Source organism: Bradyrhizobium sp. i1.15.2, from assembly GCF_040548425.1.
Classification (GTDB): domain Bacteria; phylum Pseudomonadota; class Alphaproteobacteria; order Rhizobiales; family Xanthobacteraceae; genus Bradyrhizobium; species Bradyrhizobium canariense.
In genome coordinates, this window is sequence record NZ_JBEPRQ010000003.1 from 291,004 (window position 1) to 309,300 (window position 18,297).

Annotated in this window: 17 protein-coding genes and 1 pseudogene; 9 read left to right on the forward strand and 9 right to left on the reverse strand. The window is 65.0% G+C overall.

What is annotated here, in order from left to right; translation table 11 throughout:
- Positions 1 to 6: 6 nt before the first annotated feature.
- Genes mdcC through ABIB80_RS08915 form a run of 7 tightly spaced genes read left to right on the forward strand, consistent with a single transcriptional unit; the run spans position 7 to position 5,405 of the window.
- Positions 7 to 324, forward strand: a complete 318-nt coding sequence (gene mdcC, locus ABIB80_RS08885) for a malonate decarboxylase acyl carrier protein (protein WP_007596039.1) — start codon at positions 7 to 9, stop codon at positions 322 to 324.
- A complete protein-coding gene (locus ABIB80_RS08890; protein ID WP_354127208.1) occupies positions 321 to 1,259 on the forward strand; it encodes a biotin-independent malonate decarboxylase subunit beta in 939 nt (312 codons plus the stop codon). The genes mdcC and ABIB80_RS08890 overlap by 4 nt, the downstream gene beginning before the upstream one ends.
- Positions 1,246 to 1,968, forward strand: a complete 723-nt coding sequence (gene mdcE / locus ABIB80_RS08895) for a biotin-independent malonate decarboxylase subunit gamma (RefSeq protein WP_007596036.1) — start codon at positions 1,246 to 1,248, stop codon at positions 1,966 to 1,968. The genes ABIB80_RS08890 and mdcE overlap by 14 nt, the downstream gene beginning before the upstream one ends.
- A complete protein-coding gene (gene mdcG / locus ABIB80_RS08900; protein WP_354127209.1) occupies positions 1,943 to 2,623 on the forward strand; it encodes a malonate decarboxylase holo-[acyl-carrier-protein] synthase in 681 nt (226 codons plus the stop codon). The genes mdcE and mdcG overlap by 26 nt, the downstream gene beginning before the upstream one ends.
- On the forward strand, positions 2,620 to 3,501 hold the full coding sequence (gene mdcB / locus ABIB80_RS08905; protein WP_354127210.1) for a triphosphoribosyl-dephospho-CoA synthase MdcB: 882 nt from the start codon (positions 2,620 to 2,622) through the stop codon (positions 3,499 to 3,501). The genes mdcG and mdcB overlap by 4 nt, the downstream gene beginning before the upstream one ends.
- Positions 3,498 to 4,448: an AEC family transporter gene (locus ABIB80_RS08910; protein WP_354127211.1), complete on the forward strand. Its 951-nt coding sequence runs from the start codon at positions 3,498 to 3,500 to the stop codon at positions 4,446 to 4,448. Before mdcB ends, ABIB80_RS08910 begins: the two co-directional genes overlap by 4 nt.
- A 9-nt stretch (positions 4,449 to 4,457) precedes the next feature.
- On the forward strand, positions 4,458 to 5,405 hold the full coding sequence (locus ABIB80_RS08915; protein WP_354127212.1) for an ACP S-malonyltransferase: 948 nt from the start codon (positions 4,458 to 4,460) through the stop codon (positions 5,403 to 5,405).
- A gap of 203 nt (positions 5,406 to 5,608) precedes the next feature.
- Here ABIB80_RS08915 and ABIB80_RS08920 read toward each other — a convergent pair whose 3' ends face one another.
- The 7 genes from ABIB80_RS08920 to ABIB80_RS08950 all read right to left on the reverse strand — a co-directional run bounded on the left by ABIB80_RS08920 (position 5,609) and on the right by ABIB80_RS08950 (position 13,530).
- Positions 5,609 to 6,619, reverse strand: a complete 1,011-nt coding sequence (locus ABIB80_RS08920) for a helix-turn-helix domain-containing protein (RefSeq protein ID WP_007596031.1) — start codon at positions 6,617 to 6,619, stop codon at positions 5,609 to 5,611.
- A gap of 265 nt (positions 6,620 to 6,884) precedes the next feature.
- Entirely contained in the window at positions 6,885 to 8,177 is a 1,293-nt protein-coding gene (locus tag ABIB80_RS08925; protein ID WP_354127213.1) for an HlyD family secretion protein, read from the reverse strand.
- 11 nt (positions 8,178 to 8,188) lie between these two features.
- A complete protein-coding gene (locus ABIB80_RS08930; RefSeq protein ID WP_007596028.1) occupies positions 8,189 to 8,392 on the reverse strand; it encodes a DUF1656 domain-containing protein in 204 nt (67 codons plus the stop codon).
- Positions 8,389 to 10,293 carry an FUSC family protein gene (locus ABIB80_RS08935; RefSeq protein ID WP_354127214.1) on the reverse strand — a complete coding sequence of 635 codons (1,905 nt, stop codon included), beginning with the start codon at positions 10,291 to 10,293 and terminating at the stop codon, positions 8,389 to 8,391. Before ABIB80_RS08935 ends, ABIB80_RS08930 begins: the two co-directional genes overlap by 4 nt.
- Before the next feature lie 174 nt (positions 10,294 to 10,467).
- Positions 10,468 to 10,848, reverse strand: a complete 381-nt coding sequence (locus ABIB80_RS08940) for a response regulator transcription factor (protein WP_007596023.1) — start codon at positions 10,846 to 10,848, stop codon at positions 10,468 to 10,470.
- Between the two features lie 103 nt (positions 10,849 to 10,951).
- Entirely contained in the window at positions 10,952 to 11,623 is a 672-nt protein-coding gene (locus ABIB80_RS08945) for a response regulator transcription factor (protein WP_007596020.1), read from the reverse strand.
- Positions 11,620 to 13,530: a PAS domain-containing sensor histidine kinase gene (locus ABIB80_RS08950; protein ID WP_354127215.1), complete on the reverse strand. Its 1,911-nt coding sequence runs from the start codon at positions 13,528 to 13,530 to the stop codon at positions 11,620 to 11,622. The genes ABIB80_RS08945 and ABIB80_RS08950 overlap by 4 nt, the downstream gene beginning before the upstream one ends.
- A gap of 459 nt (positions 13,531 to 13,989) precedes the next feature.
- On the opposite strand from ABIB80_RS08950, the gene ABIB80_RS08955 reads away from it, so the two are divergent.
- Together ABIB80_RS08955 and ABIB80_RS08960 are read left to right on the forward strand one after the other, a co-directional pair.
- Positions 13,990 to 14,841, forward strand: coding sequence for an AraC family transcriptional regulator (locus ABIB80_RS08955; RefSeq protein ID WP_007596017.1), 852 nt, complete (start codon positions 13,990 to 13,992; stop codon positions 14,839 to 14,841).
- The gene (locus ABIB80_RS08960) at positions 14,838 to 15,047 is read left to right on the forward strand and encodes a hypothetical protein (RefSeq protein WP_007596015.1); all 210 of its coding nucleotides are present in this window, start codon (positions 14,838 to 14,840) and stop codon (positions 15,045 to 15,047) included. Before ABIB80_RS08955 ends, ABIB80_RS08960 begins: the two co-directional genes overlap by 4 nt.
- Positions 15,048 to 15,259: 212 nt before the next feature.
- On the opposite strand, the pseudogene ABIB80_RS08965 reads toward ABIB80_RS08960, so the two are convergent.
- Positions 15,260 to 15,796: pseudogene (locus tag ABIB80_RS08965) on the reverse strand (MFS transporter); the annotation flags it as partial.
- Between the two features lie 999 nt (positions 15,797 to 16,795).
- The gene (locus ABIB80_RS08970; protein ID WP_219681562.1) at positions 16,796 to 18,202 is read right to left on the reverse strand and encodes a DHA2 family efflux MFS transporter permease subunit; all 1,407 of its coding nucleotides are present in this window, start codon (positions 18,200 to 18,202) and stop codon (positions 16,796 to 16,798) included.
- Positions 18,203 to 18,297 lie beyond the last annotated feature (95 nt).

The window sequence follows — 18,297 nt, forward strand, 5'->3', positions numbered from 1 at the left end:
CCGACCATGGAAGATCTCAACTTTCAACACCAGGTTCGCGCGCGAGCCGGCGGCACCAGGCAACGCGCGATTGTCGGCGTGGTCGCTTCCGGAAATCTGGAAGTGCTGGTCGAGCGGAGCTTGCCGGATGCGGAATGCGTCGTGGACATCAAGACCGCGGCCATAGGCTTCGGAGCTGTCTGGAGCGCCGTGATCGGCGATTTCGTCGAGCGCTATTCGCCGGGCGGGCTGAAGTTCTCGATCAATGACGGTGGTGCGCGTCCCGATACGGTGTCGCTTCGGCTAGCGCAGGCGGTGCGATTGATCGCGGAGGCCGGCCAATGACCGCTCCGCTCAAGGACATCAGCCCGGCCGAACGGGCCCGGAGCACAAGCTTCTACGAGGCGTCGGCCCGCACGCGGCTGGACCTGCTGCTCGACGCCGGCAGCTTCGTCGAGTTCATTGGACCGGAGCAGCGCGAAGTCAGCCCGCATCTGAAGATATTCGACCTTCCCGAGCAGTTCGACGACGGCATCATCGTCGGTCACGGCCGCCTCGACGACTCGCCGGTGTTCGTCGCTGCGCAGGAAGGCCGCTTCATGGGTGGCGCGTTTGGCGAGGTGCACGGTGCCAAGCTGACCGGGCTCCTCCGCGCCGCGCGTCAGATCGGCTCGATCCCCGTCCTGATCCTGTTCGATACCGGCGGCGTCCGCTTGCAGGAGGCGAATGCTGGCGAGCTGGCCATCGCCGAGATCATGCGCGCCTTGATGGAAGCCCGCAGCGCAGGCGTGAAGGTCATCGGCCTGATCGGCGGCAGGTCCGGATGCTATGGCGGCGGCGGCCTGATCGCAGGCTGTTGCTCCGCTCTCGCCGTCTCGGAGCCGGGGCGTATCGCAGTGTCGGGCCCCGAAGTGATCGAGACCAATCGCGGCGTCGAGGAGTTCGATTCCCGCGATCGCGCCTTGGTCTGGCGGACCATGGGAGGCAAGCATCGCCGTCTGCTCGGTGCCGCCGATGTCTTCGCCGACGACAATGTGCAGGATTTTCGCGAGGCCGCGCTGGAGCTGCTCGGCCTGGTCGGACCTTTCGGTCTCGACAGACTGAGGGCCGAGCAGCGGCGGCTTGCCGACCGGCTGCGTAGCTTCGGTGACTGCGGCGATGCCGTGGACATCTGGACGGCGGAAGGCATCGCGCATGCCGAGGCCGTTCCAGAGCTGCCGGCCGATCAATTCATTGCTCTTGCCAACCGGATCGGGAGGACCAGCCGTGACGCTCGATAATATCCTCGCTTCGCTCTTTCCCGACGGCCATGAGGTGAGGAACGACAAGGGCGTCATCCTCGGCTCGGCGACGCTGCGATCCGGCGGCCGGATGCTCGTGCTTGGTGTTGCAGACCGGACGGCGTTAGGCGTCGACGAAGCGATCAGGCTGTCGGGCCACGTCCTGGAGTCGATCGACCGGGACTCCGGGCCGATCCTGGTGCTCGTCGACAGCGACAGCCAGCGCATGAGCAAGCGTGACGAGCTGCTCGGGTTGAACGAGTTCCTCGCCCATCTGGCGAAGGTGCTGATCCATGCGGATATGAATGGCCACCCGACCGTCGGCCTTCTGTATGGTCACTCGGCTGCGGGCGCCCTGCTTGCGACGGGCCTAGCGACGCGCGTGCTGGTCGGACTGCCCGGGGCCGATCCCGCGGTGATGGACCTGCCGTCGATGGCGAAGGTCACCAAGCTGTCGATGAAGGCCCTGCAGGAAAAGGCGAAGTCGACGCCGGTGTTCGCCCCGGGCCTGTCCAATCTCGCACAGATGGGCGCCGTTCACATGACGTGGAGCAATGCCAGGTCGCTTGCCGACCAGTTGGAGGCGCTGCTGGCCGGCATGCCGGCCGTGCAGGATCGGCGGGATGCGCTAGGCAAGGAGCGTGGCGGCCGGCTGAAGGCCACGGAGATCGCGGAGCGCGTTCATGACCTCGCCCTGCAAGCACGGTGAGCGTCCACCGGGTCGTCACGACCTGGTCTTCATCAGCCCCGAAGGCTGGCGCGCGATGCTGGACGCGCGCGACGACCTCGCAGCCGATTCCCTTCTCGCGCGCTGGCCAAAAATGCGGTGGCCAACGATCAGGCGACGCGCCCTGCCATGCGAGGCAACAGGCCTCGCGCTGGGCCTGCCCTTGCCGCCCTCTGCCGGCAAGAAACGGGTCTCTCTCGTGGTCGATATCGACCACGTCGCCTCGGTCGCGAGGCCGCCGTCGCTGCGGCAGGCGCGGGCCTACGCGCCGCGCAACTGGTGGCCGACGCTCGACCGGCTCGACGGGCTGGCGCTTCGCCATGCGGTGGAGGTGCGCGTGTTCGGCAGCCTGGCCTGGCAGTCGCTGACCGGGCTCGACTACGTGACCGACCGTTCCGATCTCGATGTCCTGTTCGAGTTTCACCGCGAAACCGACATCGATCGCTTCGTCGCCGACGTCGCTGCGATCGAGACTGATGCGCCGATGCGGCTCGATGGCGAGTTGATGGGCGCCGACGACGCTGCGGTCAACTGGCGCGAATTCCACAGCGGCACCAGCGAGCTTCTGGTCAAGAGCCTCGCGCGCGTGGTCCTGCTCGGCAGGCATCAATTCATGTCGGGAGCTACGGGATCATGATCACCACGGCCGCAAGAGGCGTGGAACGGCCGGTTCTGCGCCGGGCGCAGATCGCGCCCGATGTCTCCGCGATCGGCGCCGTCGCCGCCGATTGCCTCGTCAAGGAGCTCGAAACCTGGCCTAAGCCGGGGCTGGTGAGCCATGTCGACAACGGCAGCCACGACGACATGGATGCGGGCACGTTTCGTCGCAGTGCTGCGGCCATCAGGCCCTACCTGCAACGCCTGGCCGATGCGGGCGCGCTTGGCTGCGGCATGGGGCGGCTGCGCATCATCGGCCTTGAAGCGGAGCGCGCCATGCTGGCGGCGACCGCGGGGGTCAACACGCACCGTGGCGCGATCTTCGGGCTCGGCCTGCTGTGCGCGGCGGCCGGCGCGAGAGCCGGCGGGTTGGTCGATCCCGGACTTCCGCTTGGCGCTGTCGTGGCGCGCCTGTGGGGCGACAGCATATTCGATGGTCCGGTGCTGCTGCACAGCCATGGCAGCGCAGCCCGCCGCCGCTTTCGTGCGGGTGGTGCACGGATGGAGGCCGCAAACGGATTTCCCAGCGTCTACCGGATCGGCTTGCCGGCCTTGCGCGGAGCGACGCCGATTGCGCTGGAAGATACGGAAGCCGCCCGGGTCGAGGCGTGCTTTGCGCTGATCGCATTCGTCGAAGACACCAACCTCCTGCATCGCGGTGGGCTTGACGGCCTTCGCTTTGCACATGACGCGGCGCGTCGCTTCATCGCTTCAGGCGGCGTCGGCGTGTCCGGCTGGCGTGCGCGGGCGCAGTCGATCCACGAAAGCTTCGTCGCCCGTCGCCTCAGCCCGGGTGGATCGGCCGACCTGCTTGCGATGACGCTCTTCGTCGACGCCCATGAAAGGCCGATATCATGATGTCCAACGCGATCCTGATGGCGCTGGTGCCGGTCTTCTTCGTTCTGTTGCTGGGATACGCCGCCGGAAAATTCCATATCGTCGACAATCTTCACGTCGACGCCCTCAACGCACTCGTGATGGATTTTGCGCTGCCGGCCTCTCTGTTCGCGGCGACAGCCTCGGCGTCACGCCGTGAGATGATCGAGCAGGTTCCGCTCTTCCTGGTGCTCGGCGTGACGATGCTGCTGGTCTATCTCGCCTGGTATTTTACCGCGCGTGGGGTCTCCAAGGTTTCCCGGTCGGAAGCATCGTTACAGGCGTTGACGATTGGTTTTCCGAATCTCGCCGGCGTGGGCCTTCCGATCATGACCTCAGTCGTGGGGCCGGCCGGCACTGTGCCGGTTGCCGTCGCATTGGCGGCGGGCTCGATCCTCATCAGTCCGCTGACCCTGATCATGGCGGAAATGGGCGCCGCCAAGGCTCGCGGCGAGCAAATGGCGGCACGGCAGGTCCTGACGGCAATTCGGCGTGCGATCACCAAGCCGGTGGTGCTCGCGCCCGCCCTTGGCATCCTGTTCTCGTTATCGGATGTGAGCCTCGACGCGTTGGCCCGTGCAAGCCTCGCGCTGATTGGAAGTTCGGCTGCCGGCGTCGCCCTGTTCCTCACCGGAGCCATTCTGTCGGCGCAGTCGTTTCGGCTGGACTGGAAGGTCGTCGCTGCAACGGTGGCTTCGGACATCGTACGCCCGCTGCTGGCAGTTGCGGTCATTTGCCTCATTCCGATGACGCAGGATGCGGCGAAAACGGCTATTCTGCTCGCCGCGACACCCTCGGGCTTCTTCGGAATTTTGTTCGCGGTCAATTACCGGCTGGATTCCGCAAGGGCAGGGTCGATGGTCATCGCCAGCACCGGATTCAGCGTCGTGACCCTGGCGATTGCGATCGCGCTGCTCTTTCCCCATTAGGCCGCGGCGATGACGCTTGCGATCCTCTGCTCGGGCCAAGGCGGCCAGCATCGGGACATGTTCGCCCTCACGGGCGACGCGCCGGACGCCGCGCAGCTGTTTGCGCATGGGGCTGCATTGCTGGGTGGCAGGGATCCGCGCGAATTCGTCCGGAGCGAACCTGATGAGGCCCTGCACCGCAACCGTGCCGGCCAGATTCTCTGTACCTTGCAGCCGCTCGCTGCGGCGCGTGCGCTCGCAGATGTCATGCCGCATGGCGTCATCATTGCCGGCTATAGTGTCGGCGAAGTCGCGGCCTGGGGTGTCGGCGGACTGTTCGATGCGACTGCCACGCTCGATCTCGTGGCGCGCCGCGCAGAAGCCATGGATGCGGCCACGCGCGCCGGCGACGGTCTGATCTTCGTCCGTGGTCTTTCGCGAGACGAGATCGGTCGCCTTTGCGAACGTCACGGCGCGGCGATCGCCCTCGTCAATCCCGGCGATGCCTTTGTCATCGGCGGCGGCCGGGAGGCGCTGAGCGGAATTGCCGCAGACGCGCGGGCGATACGCGGCGCAAGGATCGTCGCGTTGCCGGTTGAGGTGGCCTCCCACACTACACGGCTTGCCGCCGCGTCCGCCGTATTTCGTGAGACTCTGCGCTTGGCACCGGTGGTGTTCCCGCCGGGAAGCGGTGCGCGCATTCTGAGCGGAATAGATGCCACTCCGGTTGTGTCGGCCAACAACGGTCTCGACAAGCTTGCCGCGCAGATTTCGCAAACCGTGCAATGGGCAGATTGCCTGCAAGCCTGTGTCGAAGCGGGCGCGACGGGGTTTCTCGAGCTGGGGCCGGGACATGCGCTCAGCAGGATGGTTGCCGAGATCGAGCCCGAGCTTCCGACTCGTTCGCTGGACGATTTCAGGAGCCTTCACGGTGTCCGCGCCTGGATTGCGCGTCACCTGAGCGCCCAAGCGCGATAAATTCCGAAGAGACAATCGCGCTGCGCGGTGGAAAAAAAGGGGCCATCCTTGGGGGAGGACGGCCCCAAAATGCTCGTATGCCCAGGGAGGAGAAAGAGGCTCGAGCCGTGACTTGGGGGTCTCAGTCACCTAACACACACAGCATCGCCGATCGCGCGGCCAAAGTATTTCACGAACCCCTGTTATTTCTCATTTCGCATGATTCACGTGATTTCCGCGGGCAGCGCGTGGGACACCGTCATGCGTGTCGCAGCGGGATCGCCGAGCCTGGACGAAGCCGACGCGTTCCGGCTGGCGCATCGCCAGCGCGCGGGGGTTTCACCTGTGATCCGCTTGAAGACGGTCGAGAAATGCGCCTGGGTGCAGAAGCCGACGGTCAGCGCCACCTCGGCGAGGACCGTGTCGGAATTCGATAGCAGTGATTTCGCACGCTCGATGCGCTGATGCAGCAGGTATTCCCGCGGTCGGTATCCCGTCGCGGCACGAAACTGGGCCGCGAAGTGCATCCGCGACAGTCCCGCCACCCTGGCAAGGTCGGACAGGGTGATCCCGTGGTCGAAGTTCGTCCCGACATACTCCTCGACGCGCCGCAGCCGCCATTTCGGCAACGCATTGACTTTCGCGTGAGGGAGCTCGCGCCGGGCAATGTGCATTGCCAGCGTCCGGCCAATGCAGCGTGCGAATTCCCGGTCGGCAGAATGGCCGCGTTCGGTCAGTGCTTTCGCAAGCTGCTCGGCAAACGGGTCGCGGAGCAGGACGAGGTCGTTGAGGCCTTCCGGCGCGGCGGGGCCTGCTCCAGGCCGTAGAGGCGGAAAATAACTGCCGGCAGAGACGTGGAAGTGCAGGAAATCGCACGGCGCGTAGAACTGCGCACTGAGCCGCTGCGACGGTGCGCCGATATACAGCGTGCCTGCCGGCATGACGCCGTCGAAGACGGTGTGGCGGCCTCTGGTCAGTTTGACCCGTGTTGTTTTCAAGGCGATGGCCAGGAAGTATCGGTCGCAAGGCGTCGCGGCTTCTTCGTGCCTTATGCCTGTTTGGGTCGAGGTCCAGCGCGAGATCGTGATGTCGTCGGACGCGGTGCCGCCATGTTGGCCGGGCTGGCGCCACCTTCGTTCGAGGGGAAATGCGCGAGACTCTTGCGGGGAAGCCGATTCGCGGCGGCTGGGTTGATACGTCACCCGGGCGCCGGCCGCTTGCATATCAGTAAGCATCGTTCGTCCCCATTTCCTGGATTCGGCTGCCGTCGGGACGGCAGCAGAATGCAATTGGTCCATGTTCGAACGATAGGTGCGACCGCGTCGGAAGGCTCGTTAAGGAAGCTGAAGCGGTATTAGATTTTGCAAGTGCGAGCGGGTGCGACCGCGTGTCGCGAAAAATTCAATTGGAATCAAAGGGATCAAGTGCATGTGTGGAGAGAACACACCGAACGAGGGTGCATGCGGTACTGTCATGTCCGGCCGGCCGTCTTCGTCTGATTCAGGGCAGGCGTGGCGAGGCGGCGAGGCCGGGTGTGAGGCCCGGTGCGATGGCAGCCGCTGGCGGAATGGCGGGTTCGCGCGAATACGGAACCGCTTCCACCTCGGGGGGCTGCTGGGATGTGGCCTGAAGGCAGTTCGCGCGAGGCGGACGTCCCGCGCCGAACAGATCGGCGACGGGATTCACGAAGTTCGTGCGGAATCGCTCAAACCGGCTTTGGGTTTCGCTTGAGGGCTGCCGGATCGTCACCGTCGCCGTCATGCCGGAGACCAGCGGCACCCCCGGAGGCACCGTGTCGATGGCGACGCGAACCGGCACGCGCTGCGCAAGCCGAACCCAGGTGTAGATGGGATCGACGTTGGGCAAGCCTTGGGTGCCGGATGCGGCGTTCGACACGCTGACGCCGCGGGTCACGGTTTTCACATGTCCCTGAAGCGGCTTGGAGTAGCCGACGAGCTGTGCCTCTGCGCGATCGCCCACGCACACGCCCGCCATCTTGGTCTCTTCGAAATAGCCGTCGATCCAGAAACTGTTGGCATCGATGATGGAGACGTTGCTGGCGCCGGTGGTAGCATAATCGCCGACGCGCAGCAGGAGGTTGGTGACGTAGCCGTCGACCGGACTCGTCACGTTGGTTCGTTTCAGGTTCAATTCGGCCTGAGCAAGCTGATGCGCCGCCGCCTCATACGCAGCCTTCGCTTGCAAGGCATTGCCGGCGAAGATCTGCTGTTCCTCCGGCGTCGTTGCGAGGTTGGACAAGCGCTGACGCCGGTTGAACTGGGCCTGCTTCACTTCGAGATCCGCCGCGCGCTGGTCGAGGACGGCCTTGCCGACATGGGCGGCCACCTCGAAGTCGAAGGGGTCGATGACGTAGAGCACGTCGCCCTTATGGACGAACTGATTGTCGGTCACCCGCAGTTCCACGATCTCGCCCGAAACCTGCGGCGCGACGTTGGCGACCTGGACGCGCACGCTGCCGTTCCGGGTCCAGGGCGCGGTGACGTAATGCTGCCAGGTCGCGAGCGATATCAAGACGGCGACCAGTGCAATGCCGAGGGTCGCAAGATGTTTGGCCGCGCCGTGGATGAAGCGGCGGGCGCCCTCGCGCAGCACCTTCGCGGAGGGAGCCGCCTGTTCCGGAGGTTTGACGCCGGCCGCGGCGTGATCGCCGGTGTCGCGCGCTACGGTCTCCGGCATGTTCGAACCGTCCACGGTGTCTGCGGCATCCACCGGCGCCTCGGTCGTTGGCTCGCCATGAAGCGGGGCGGCGTTGCGGGGCAGGGTGGCTTCCATGGCTTTTCTCCCTAGAAGAACAGTGCGAGCATGCCGAACATCGCCACGTAGAGGCTGAGTTCGGCCAGCGAAGGGTTGCTGAAGAATCTCGTGAAGCCGACGAAGCGCAGCAGCGGGCGCAGCATCAGGAACGCGAGCATCGCTGTTGCCGCATAGGAGACGATGGGGGCAATCAGCACGCCACCGATGACGAGTTCCCGATAGGTGTTCATCATGGTGATGTCCCTCGGCTGGAGCCGGTCGGAGATTGTGGCGGCATGAACGCCGCACTTGCCGCAATCAGCGCGGCGATGGCTGCACTGGTGGGCAGGTTGCTTGGCGCTCCCGCCTGGTGCAGCGCCCCGGCCGAAGCGAGGATCGCACCGCCGTCCCGCCGGACGAGGGCCTCTCGCGCGGCCTGCGCCGCTCCGGCGAGCGGGCCCTGGCCGACCCGGTCCAGTTCGGCACGGCAACGTCGCAGGGCGTCGGCCTTGTCGAAAAAATGCATGGCCGTGCCGGCGATCTGATCATTGATTGCGGAGGGGCCGTTTGCGGTCACCATCTGTTCAATCCGCGCCGCGTCGCGAAAGGCGGCTTCCTCCGGCGCGAGATGCCGGGCTGGCCCGCTGTCGCGGCGGCTCAGCTCGCGCCGGACCTCTTCCAACAGCAGCCGAATGCGCCGGCCGCATGACAAGGGAGGCAGCAGCAACTGCGCGGCAAAGACGAGGACGGACGAAAGGCAGGCAAAGAAGCTCGTCAGCAGAAACACCTCGGGGTCGTAGCTCTGCGGATTTGTCGGTGCGAGCACCGCGAGCGTGAACACCAGGACGAGACGGCCGAGGGAAGACAGCATCGGGCTCGGCAGCGAGACCAGCAGCGCGAGGCCGATGACGACAGGCGCAAGACCGATCGCCAGCAGCTGAAACTCGGACACCCCATTGAAGACGAGATACTTCAAGATGCCGGCCAGCACGCAGGCGATCGGCATCGCCATCACCGCCACCAGCGTGAAGCTGCGTGGCGCGGGCGAGGTTGAGCCGAGGCCTATGATCACGGCGACGAGTGAAAGGCAGAGCTCTGTTGTCGGCCAGCCCGCCAGCACGAAGAAGATTGCGATCAGCGTGAACGCGATCGCAGCCCGTGCGCCGGCTTCGGCCGCAATGCGGCGCGAACGATAGAGCGGTGCGTGCCATGCACGATAGGGACGCGTCCCTGCACGCAGCGCATCGAGGCTGCTGCGCACTTGCGCGTTCTTGCGGCTGATTTCGATCCGCAGCCAGGATCGGGAAATCGCGATCAGCCCGGCCGCATCCTGGTCCGGATCGTCACCATTCTGCGCCGGAGCGGACGTGGCGGAGAGCGCTGCCAGCATGCGGCCGAGAGAGAACGCGCTGACGAGATCGACCAGCGCGGAACGCGCGGCCGCGGCTCTTGTCGGGCCCACGCTCGATTCCGCCGCTAGGCTCGCGATGTCCGGGCGCAGTGCTGCGATATCATGCAACAGGCTCGCCGCAACGGGTGCGGATGGCGCTTGGCCGCGCTCGGCATCTTGCGCGAGATCCGTTACCCGCCGGTGCAGCGCCTCGATGCGGCTTGCCAGGGCCGGATGATAGTTCGGCGCGGCCAGAATTTCATTCACGAGCGCCACCGCGAGGACCCCGACGCTGATGGCCGCGCCCCGCGCGACGCCGGTCGGGAATACTTGCAGCGGGCTGTCGATCTGCTGAACGGCAATCAGCGCGACCGTGGTGCAGCAGAGAGACGCTGCATAAGCGCGATTGCCGTCGAGCATCCCGACGGCGTAGACGCAAAGGCCGATCCAAATGCCGAGCACCGCGAGCAGGAGACCGTCGGTTTGGGAAAACATGCCGGCGATCGCGATCGATGCCGCCACGCCGATGGCGGTTGCAAGCAATCGGTAGCCGGCCTTTTCCATGCCTTGACCGCGCGTGGGCAGTGCCAGGATCGCCACCGTGAGGGCTGACGACGAGGGCGATTCAAGCTCGAGCCAGAAGCTCACATAGAGGGCGAGAAGCATCGCGAGCCACACCCGCAGCGCAAAGGCCCAGGAGCTCGCCGGAAACCCGGCGAAGACCAATGGGCGCGCCGCGGCGGCAGCATCGGCATTGATTTGCATCGCGCGAGATCCCCATTTCCCTCGGCAGAACAGCCAGCCCCGCCAGTGCTGTGATACGCGCGCGAATATGAGGTGCGAGGGGCTCGCCGGTATTTCCGGTTCACCAACCTCGTTGCCGGATTGCACGTCGGGTTGAGGGAAAACGGCGCTCGTCCGCGCCAGCCGCGGGCCGGACTATTGCGGCCCGTTGCCTGCCAGCGCGTCTTCGAGGCAGCGGATGATCTCGTCACCGCTGGAAGGCTTGCCAAGATAGCAATGCGCGCCTGCGGCCATGACGCGCTGACGCACGGTTTCACTCGGAAACGCCGTCATGAAGATGATTGGAAAATGGCGGCCGGCGGCAACCAGCTGGGCCTGCAGCTCATCGCCTGTGATGACCGGCATCTGGACGTCGGCGATCATGCATGCCGGATCGTCTCCCTGCGCCTGCCGCAGGAAGTCCACGCCGGATTCGTAGGCCTGGGCCTCGTAGCCGACCGAACGCACGAGGCTCGCCAGCGATGCCCGAACGCCTTCGTCGTCGTCTACGATCGCAATCACCAAGCTTTTGGCCATGGGGGCGCCTTATCCTGGCCGCGGTGTTCCGCAAGGAAGAGCATCTCCCTCGGCGCGGCCGATGGCGCTTTATGCACCTGGGGCAGTCCCGCCGGAATTATACTCAGGTTTGGTCCGAAGTCCTGCGGGTCTGGGAAACTCCGAGCGCCTCGGCCTTGCGAACGAGGTCGGCGAACGACCGGACCCCCATCTTGCGCATGACGTTCCCGCGGTGGATCTTGACCGTGATCTCGCTGAGGCCGATCAGGGCGGCGACCTGTTTGTTCATCAGGCCGGCGGTGACATGGCCCATCACCTCGCGCTCGCGCGCCGTCAGGGTCTCGTATTGGGCGCGGATGTCCTCCTTGGTCGCGGCTTCGGCCCGGTGCTGCGCATCGCGTTCGAGCGCCGCGGTCACGGCATCGAGCATGTCCTGGTCGCGAAATGGCTTGGAGAGGAAATCGACCGCGCCGGCCTTCATGGCACGCACGGACATCGGAATGTCCCCATGGCCCGTCATGAAGATGATCGGATAGCTGATGCCCTGCCGGACGAGCTGGCCCTGCAGGTCGAGCCCGCTCACGCCGGGAAGGCGGACGTCCAGCACGATGCAGCCGGGGCCGTCGGGCAGCGAGCCTCCAAGCAGTTCGGACGGCGAGCCGTACAGGCGCGTATCGAGGCCGACCGATCGGAACAGGCTGTCGAGCGAGGCGCGGATCCCTGCGTCGTCATCAACGATGATAACGACCGAGTTGAGCGATTGGGCGGGCGATTGCGCGTGGTCTGGTCGTGTCATGGTCTGATGTGTTCTTGGCTGTATGGCAGTGTCAGGCGGAATGTCGCTCCCGCGCCCGGGGTGCTCTGGACCGACAACTCGCCACCGTGAGCTTCCACCGTCGTTCGGCAGATCGCAAGTCCCATGCCCATTCCGCCGCGCTTCGTCGTGAAGAACGGATCAAACAGGCGTGGAATGTCGTCCGGCCGGATGCCGGGGCCGCTGTCCTGCACCGTGATGGCGAGTCTCTCGCCGTCGACGGCGCTGGCGCGCAGCATGACGGTACGGGAACCGCGCTGGTCCGACATGGCCTGGGCGGCATTGACCAGCAGGTTGACCAGCACCTGCTGAAGCTGGATCCGGTCGCCGCGAATTGGCTTCAGGCCAGGCGTCGTCTCGACAGTCAGGACGACGTCGTCATTCGCGAGCTCCCGCGCGACCAGAAGGGCCGCTTCCTGGATGATCTCGGCGATATCGAGACTGTCCTGCTGGGCAGGCGCCTTCTTCAGGAAGGTGCGGATGCGGGCCACGACCTCGCCGGCACGGCGGCCCTGCGCGACGACGTGAACGATCGTGGCCGCGACCTCCTTCAGATCGGGCACGTCGCGCCGCAGCCATCGCAAGCCGGCCTCGCCGCTGGTGACGATCGCCGCCAGCGGCTGATTGACCTCGTGGGCGATAGAGGCGCTGAGCTCGCCGAGGGTGGCAACGCGCGCGGCATGGGCGAGCTCCGCCTGCGCCGCGAGCAACGCATCCTGCGCCTGCTTGCGCTCGGTGATGTCGACGACGAAGGCGAGCACGTTGCGGTCGCCGTCAGGCCCGGAGGGGAAGGTGATCGTGAACAGCACCGGAACCTTGCGTCCGTCGAGCCTGACGAGCTCGGTTTCGCCTTCGTAGAACGGCTCGCCTTCCGCGAACGCGATCAACGCGCCGAGGAAGCTGCGGTCGTTCTCGCCGAGAAGCAGGTCCACATTCTCGATAAAAGTCGAGGCGCCGTTTGCGCCTGCCATCTTTTGCAGGGCCGGATTGACGTCGGTGATTGCAGCGAGCCGGCGGGCATGCCGGACGAAACCGGGATGCCGCGCCAGATGGTCGCGCAGGCTGGCTCCCGCGGTATCCAGCGATTGCAGTGCGGTTCGGAGTTCGCTCCAATCCTCTTCGACGACGCCGATCCGGCTTGCGTCGAACATCCGGCGGTATCGCTGTTCGCTTCGCACCAGCGCGTTGTGTGCGGCCACGCGGTCGGTGACGTCGGTGTGCGTTTCAAGGACTCCGACCGGCTTGCCAAGACGGTCGTGCTGCAAGGCCCATCGGGCATCGACGGTGAGCGCCGCGCCGTCTTTCGTTCGTTGCTGCACGCGGCCTTCCCATCGACCGGTGCCCACCAGGCCCGCTTCGATGACCTCGCGCCGGTCGGGATATCTGGTTTGCAGGAGCGCGTCGGCGAGCTGCCCGACCGCCTCGTCGGCAGACCACCCGTAGACCTGCTCGGCCGTCTTGTTCCAGAAGGTGATCACGCCGCCGCGGTCTCTGACGAAGATCATGTCGTGCGAGAGGTTGAGCAGGCGGGCCTGCGCGGCGAGGCGCTTCGTTGCCGCGTGATTTTGCAGCGCCAGCAAGGTCGTGATCCCGATTGCCGCGAGGCTCACCAGCACACGAAGGGCGGGTGAGGCGATGGTCCGCAGATCGTGCGACAGGAGATAGGCTGTTATCGTCAGGACGACGCAGCCGGCCGCGGCAACGATGGTGTCGTCGCGCCGGTTGGTCTTCGCCGCGAGCAGGATCGCCACGATATAGAGAACCGCCACGGCGCCCTCGAGCGGCGTCAGGACGTCAACCAGGAAAACCGCAAAGGCGAGGACGGCGGACAAGGACCGCAAGCCGGTGCGGCTCTTGGATGAGCCCGTGGTCAGATCATGACGCGTCATCGTCACTTGCAGTCGTTCTTCTCACATCAGCTATCAGCGCGTTGATGCCGCGATTTGATCGCGTTCACAACATCCACCCGCGCGATTTTCGTGCTCTCGTGGAAGACCTGTCGCGCGCTCGATGCGGTGAAACCGCCGGCAAGCGGCATTCCCCGGAAAAACCAGGGAGCTCGCGTGGTCCCGCCGGCGGATGGTGCGCAGAAAGCGCGTCAACTTACCGCAGGCGTCGCGCCGCAAGTTGTGCCCGCAGCCGCAATCCCGGTGAGACGTCGCATCGGTGCGCTCACCCGACGAACAGGTCGTGATCATACCTAGGTATGACGCGGTCAACCCGAGAACCTATAGACGCACCCGCGGGTAGAATGGATCGCGCACACCGCCGAATTACTCTCCTCCCATGGCATTCGGGCAAGCCGGTCAGGCCAGGCCGGATCGAAAACGGGACAAGGAGATTCGACGATGTCGCTGCAGATGTCACGCTCACAGGCGATCAAGGATCATGACGTTCGCGCGATCGATATCTCGGCAATCGATCGCGATCGGCTCGGGCTATCGAAACTCCCTGACCGGTTCGACGAAGGCGGAACAATGCTGTCTTTCGTCCATCTGGACATGGCCCTGGCGGTCGAGCATGCGGCGGACGCCGGACGTTCTGCCGCTCGCGGGCCCCGCTTCAGGCTCTCCGCAAAACTCCTTGCACCGCCGCCTGCCGAGAGCGAACGGGCCTTCGCAGGAGGAGAAGCCGCTGATCCGGTGATGCGGCGCCTGTCCGATGCGCTCGCGGCGACCGAGGCCACGCACGATACCCATTCCGCCATCATGGCCGACGCCCTGCGGCTTGCGATCCTCACCCGGACGTTCAGTCGGCAGGCTCCCAGCGCACGGGCCGAGCTCGATCAGGCCGACGCCATTCGCGAGGGGGATGCTGGAAGGACCGTACGGTCGCTGCAGAATTGGCGTCTCAGGCGCGTCCTGCAATATGTCGACAAGAATCTGACTGCAAAGATAACGCTTCAGGACATGGCCGCCGTCGCCGGCCTGAGCAGGATGCATTTCGCCGGGCAGTTCCGTGCGGCCGTCGGCGTGCGACCTCATGAATATCTGCTGAGGCGCCGCATCGAGCGCGCCCAGGAGCTGCTCAAGCAGGCCGAAATTGCGCTCGTGGACATCGCCCTGACCGTGGGTTTCCAGACCCAGGCGCATTTCACCACGGTGTTCAAGCGCTTTGTCGGCGATACGCCGTATCAATGGAGAAGCGCTTATCTCGCGCAAATTATGCCGCTGCCGTGCGCAGGAGCGGGTCCGTCATGATCAACATTGGCATTCAAGCCCTGCTCCTGTCGCACGCCAGTCTTCATTTGACGCTGACGCATCATGAATTGATGGAGATGATCGAAATTCTCCGTGCTCTCGGCAATTCGTACCGCCTCGCTGCGTCAGAGCCGGGAAGCGGTTTTCTCTATGGACGCCTCGCCTTCAACTTCTGTCGAGGCGCTGTGATGTGGGCCGCGCGGTAGGCGGCACTTCGGTGGCACCCCGGCGTCGGGTATTTACGGGAGCGACTGTTTGCTGTGCGCGCCCATATCATTCGACCCTTGTGCAGACCATCAGGCTCCGGATTGTGAAGAGGATATGCCTTATTCAGATGCCTTGGCGAACTGCGGCACCTTGGTCTCGGATTCCGCCAACCAGATGCTCGCAAGCAAGACGGTCGCTGCCAAAGCCGCTGTCACGCCGAGCAAGAATTGCCAGCCCGCCTGCTGGAGCAGCCAACCGGATAGAAGCGCGCTGATGGCGGTTGATAGGAATACTGTTTGATCGTGCAGCGCTTGAGCCTTGGCGCGCTCTGAAACGTGGAAACCCAGAATGCACTCACGCCAGTTCCAAGAAGTGCGGCCGCGGCAGCGCAAGCGAGCATCAAAAGTGCGCCGAGCCGGATGATCGTGGTCGGGCCTGCGCGCTTGATCAATGACCCCGTCGCCAAGGATGGGGCGAACATTCCCAAGGCATGCCATTGGATCACGAACGCAGCGTCGGCATATGTGTGATGATGCGAGATCATCGCGATTGGAGCCGATGTCATCAGCATATTCATGCCGGCATTTCCGAAGGCACTGCTGAGAACGGCCATGATGAACCCCGGCTGGCGCGCGATCTGCGAAATCGGGCGGCTTTCGGTTTGCTCCGACTCATCGTGGGATGGCAGTAAATTCAGACGAGCCTGAACCATCAAAGCGACAAGCGCCAGGCAGGCGAGAAACAAGTATGTCCCTGCGAACTGGACCGCAAAAGCCGCCGGCTACAAGACTCATGGGTTTGTGGAGAGGCAGCGACTCAAGCTGTTCTGGTGCGCTTCGATGGAAAGCTAGATTTGTCGTTCGAGCGGGTAGGTTAAATTGGTGGGCTTTTCCGTTCCTTTGGCCAACTCTCGCCTGTCGAACCGACGGTCTGTCTCGCAACGCTCCAGCCCTGTGTCGCCCCCTGTCAATCCGCTCACGCAAAAATATTCCACTTTACCGAAATTCGGTTTTGGCGTATGTGTCGCTCATCCCGGCTCATCCTTGAGGGGCGATCTTGTGGTCGTCACGTTCGCGAGCCGGGCTTGCGGTGGACGCGGCAGCGTTCGGGTGCGAGAGGCCAAGGGCAGGGCGGATTGCTCTCCGTGAGCCCAAGGCTTCGTTCCGACGAGCGGCGCTGCTAGGCTTCGTCTCGTCTGTAAGTTTCCGGCTCTGTCGACAGGGCTGGAAAAACTGCGGCGAAATGGCGAGCCGTGCGTACGGCAAAACCGTGTGGTCCTGGCCGTCGTTGCTACGGTCAAGCCCTGGCGAATGCGGCATCTGCGTCAACCGGCGCGGTGCCGGTGAATTTCGCGAAGGCGAGGGAGGCCAAAGAGAACTCGGCTCCCGGGAGAGCACGGCATAAGCCGTCCAACCATCGCGCAGGGAAGGCCGAGTGATTGGCTACACCTGTATGCTGCTGTGCGGTTTTCCTGCGTGTGCTTTTCGCGCAGCGGACCGCGGGTGCGAGGTCAGCACCCGGCCTTCCCTGCGCCCTCTTGGCTTTGAGGGTGGAGTGACCAGGCAAACCTCGGGCGAATTTCGCCGCGAGAACGCGAAAACGTGTCCTGCGGGTTGCAATGCGTGTCGGAGGACTGCGATGTCTTCCACCAGATGTCGTTTTCATTTTAGAACGACGCTTCATGATCAGAAAGAAGGGTGGCGGCACAAGCCGCCAGCCCAATAACGAAACTCAAGTGTTGTCAGCCTCACGCATCTTGCGGCGCGGCTGCGCCGGCGGTCCGTCGCCGTGCCGGCAGGAAAAACCCTGCAATCGCGCCGGCCAGCGACAGCGTTGCGGCGAGGCTCATCGCCGCGGCAAATCCGCTCTCGAAATGAGCGGCCGAATCGACCCCGCCATGGGCCGAGAAGTTCGCCACCAGCGCGGCGATGCCGAACATGCCGCCGAGGAAGCGGCCCATGTTGAAGATGCCGGACGCCTTGCCCATTTCGGCCACCGCGACCGAGCTCAGGATGGCGTTCTGTGCTGCCGGCATCGCCATCGAGACACCGACGCCGGCCAGCACCAGCGGCGCGACCAGAGCGGAGTAGGTAACCGCGGGGCTCACGATCTCCGCGATCCAGCCGAGGCCGATCGCCTGCATCAGCAATCCCGTCACCACCAGCGGCCGCTCGCCGAACCTGTTGACGACCGCGCCCGCGATCGGGGCGGTGACGAACAGCGTCGCTGTCCAGGGGAGCAGGCGAAGTCCGGCGCCGAAGGCGTCGAAGCCCAGCGTGGTCTGGAGGAACTGCGGCAGCAGGAACAAGACGCCATACATCGCGGCGTAGAACAGCACGCTTGCGGACATGCCGGAGGCAAGCGCCCGCGATGAGAACAGCCGCATCGGCACCATCGGCGCGGCCGCGCGCAATTCCCAGAGCACGAAGCCGGCCGTGAACACCAGGCCCGACATCAGCGTGGCGATGATTTCGGCGCTCGCCCACCCCACGGCGTTGCCGCGCAACAGGCTCCACACCCACGCCAGCGCCGCCAGCGCAACAAGCGCCAGTCCGGGGATGTCCAACGCGGCGGCCGGGCCGAAGCTTTCGCGCAACCGTGCCAGCACCAGGGTGATCGCGATCAGGCCGATCGGCAGGTTGATCCAGAACACCCAGCGCCAGCCGAAATGTTCGGTGATGAAGCCGCCGACGGCGGGGCCGATGATCAGCGCGCAGCCGGTGATGCTGGCGAAAATGCCGAGCGCGCGGGCGCGCTCCTCGCGGCCGAACGTGCCGCTCAGGATCGCCATGGCCAGCGGCATCACCAGCGCAGCGCCGGCGCCCTGCAGCGCGCGGGCGGCGATCAGCGCGGTGGCATTGCCTGCGAGCGCACAGGCCGCCGATGCAACGACGAACAGGGCGAGCCCGGCCGCGAACATGCGGCGGCGACCGAAGCGGTCGCCGAGCGCGGCACCGGTCAGGAGCAGCACGGCAAAGGTCAGGTTGAAGGCGTTGACGGTCCATTGCAGCGTCTCGACCGGGCTGCCGAATTCGGCGCGGATGGTCGCGAATGCCGTCGTGATGATCATGGCGTCCAGCGCCATCATGAAGGATGCCAGCGCGGTGACGCCGAGCACCCAGTTCTGCGCGGCGCGATTGGTCGGGGTCTGCATCGCCCTCTCTCCGTGTGTCGCGCCAGCCTGTCGCGGCGCGTTCTGCGGGCTAGACGAGGGCTGAGCGGCAAAGGATGCGCCCAAAAATAATTGTT

Coding starts and splice junctions, on each gene's coding strand:
- mdcC (WP_007596039.1), top strand. CDS start 7: ATGGAAGATCTCAACTTTCAACACCAGGTTCGCGCGCGAGCCGGCGGC.
- ABIB80_RS08890 (WP_354127208.1), top strand. CDS start 321: ATGACCGCTCCGCTCAAGGACATCAGCCCGGCCGAACGGGCCCGGAGC.
- mdcG (WP_354127209.1), top strand. CDS start 1,943: ATGACCTCGCCCTGCAAGCACGGTGAGCGTCCACCGGGTCGTCACGAC.
- mdcB (WP_354127210.1), top strand. CDS start 2,620: ATGATCACCACGGCCGCAAGAGGCGTGGAACGGCCGGTTCTGCGCCGG.
- ABIB80_RS08910 (WP_354127211.1), top strand. CDS start 3,498: ATGATGTCCAACGCGATCCTGATGGCGCTGGTGCCGGTCTTCTTCGTT.
- ABIB80_RS08915 (WP_354127212.1), top strand. CDS start 4,458: ATGACGCTTGCGATCCTCTGCTCGGGCCAAGGCGGCCAGCATCGGGAC.
- ABIB80_RS08920 (WP_007596031.1), bottom strand. CDS start 6,619: ATGCTTACTGATATGCAAGCGGCCGGCGCCCGGGTGACGTATCAACCC.
- ABIB80_RS08925 (WP_354127213.1), bottom strand. CDS start 8,177: ATGGAAGCCACCCTGCCCCGCAACGCCGCCCCGCTTCATGGCGAGCCA.
- ABIB80_RS08930 (WP_007596028.1), bottom strand. CDS start 8,392: ATGATGAACACCTATCGGGAACTCGTCATCGGTGGCGTGCTGATTGCC.
- ABIB80_RS08935 (WP_354127214.1), bottom strand. CDS start 10,293: ATGCAAATCAATGCCGATGCTGCCGCCGCGGCGCGCCCATTGGTCTTC.
- ABIB80_RS08940 (WP_007596023.1), bottom strand. CDS start 10,848: ATGGCCAAAAGCTTGGTGATTGCGATCGTAGACGACGACGAAGGCGTT.
- ABIB80_RS08945 (WP_007596020.1), bottom strand. CDS start 11,623: ATGACACGACCAGACCACGCGCAATCGCCCGCCCAATCGCTCAACTCG.
- ABIB80_RS08950 (WP_354127215.1), bottom strand. CDS start 13,530: ATGACGCGTCATGATCTGACCACGGGCTCATCCAAGAGCCGCACCGGC.
- ABIB80_RS08955 (WP_007596017.1), top strand. CDS start 13,990: ATGTCGCTGCAGATGTCACGCTCACAGGCGATCAAGGATCATGACGTT.
- ABIB80_RS08960 (WP_007596015.1), top strand. CDS start 14,838: ATGATCAACATTGGCATTCAAGCCCTGCTCCTGTCGCACGCCAGTCTT.
- ABIB80_RS08970 (WP_219681562.1), bottom strand. CDS start 18,202: ATGCAGACCCCGACCAATCGCGCCGCGCAGAACTGGGTGCTCGGCGTC.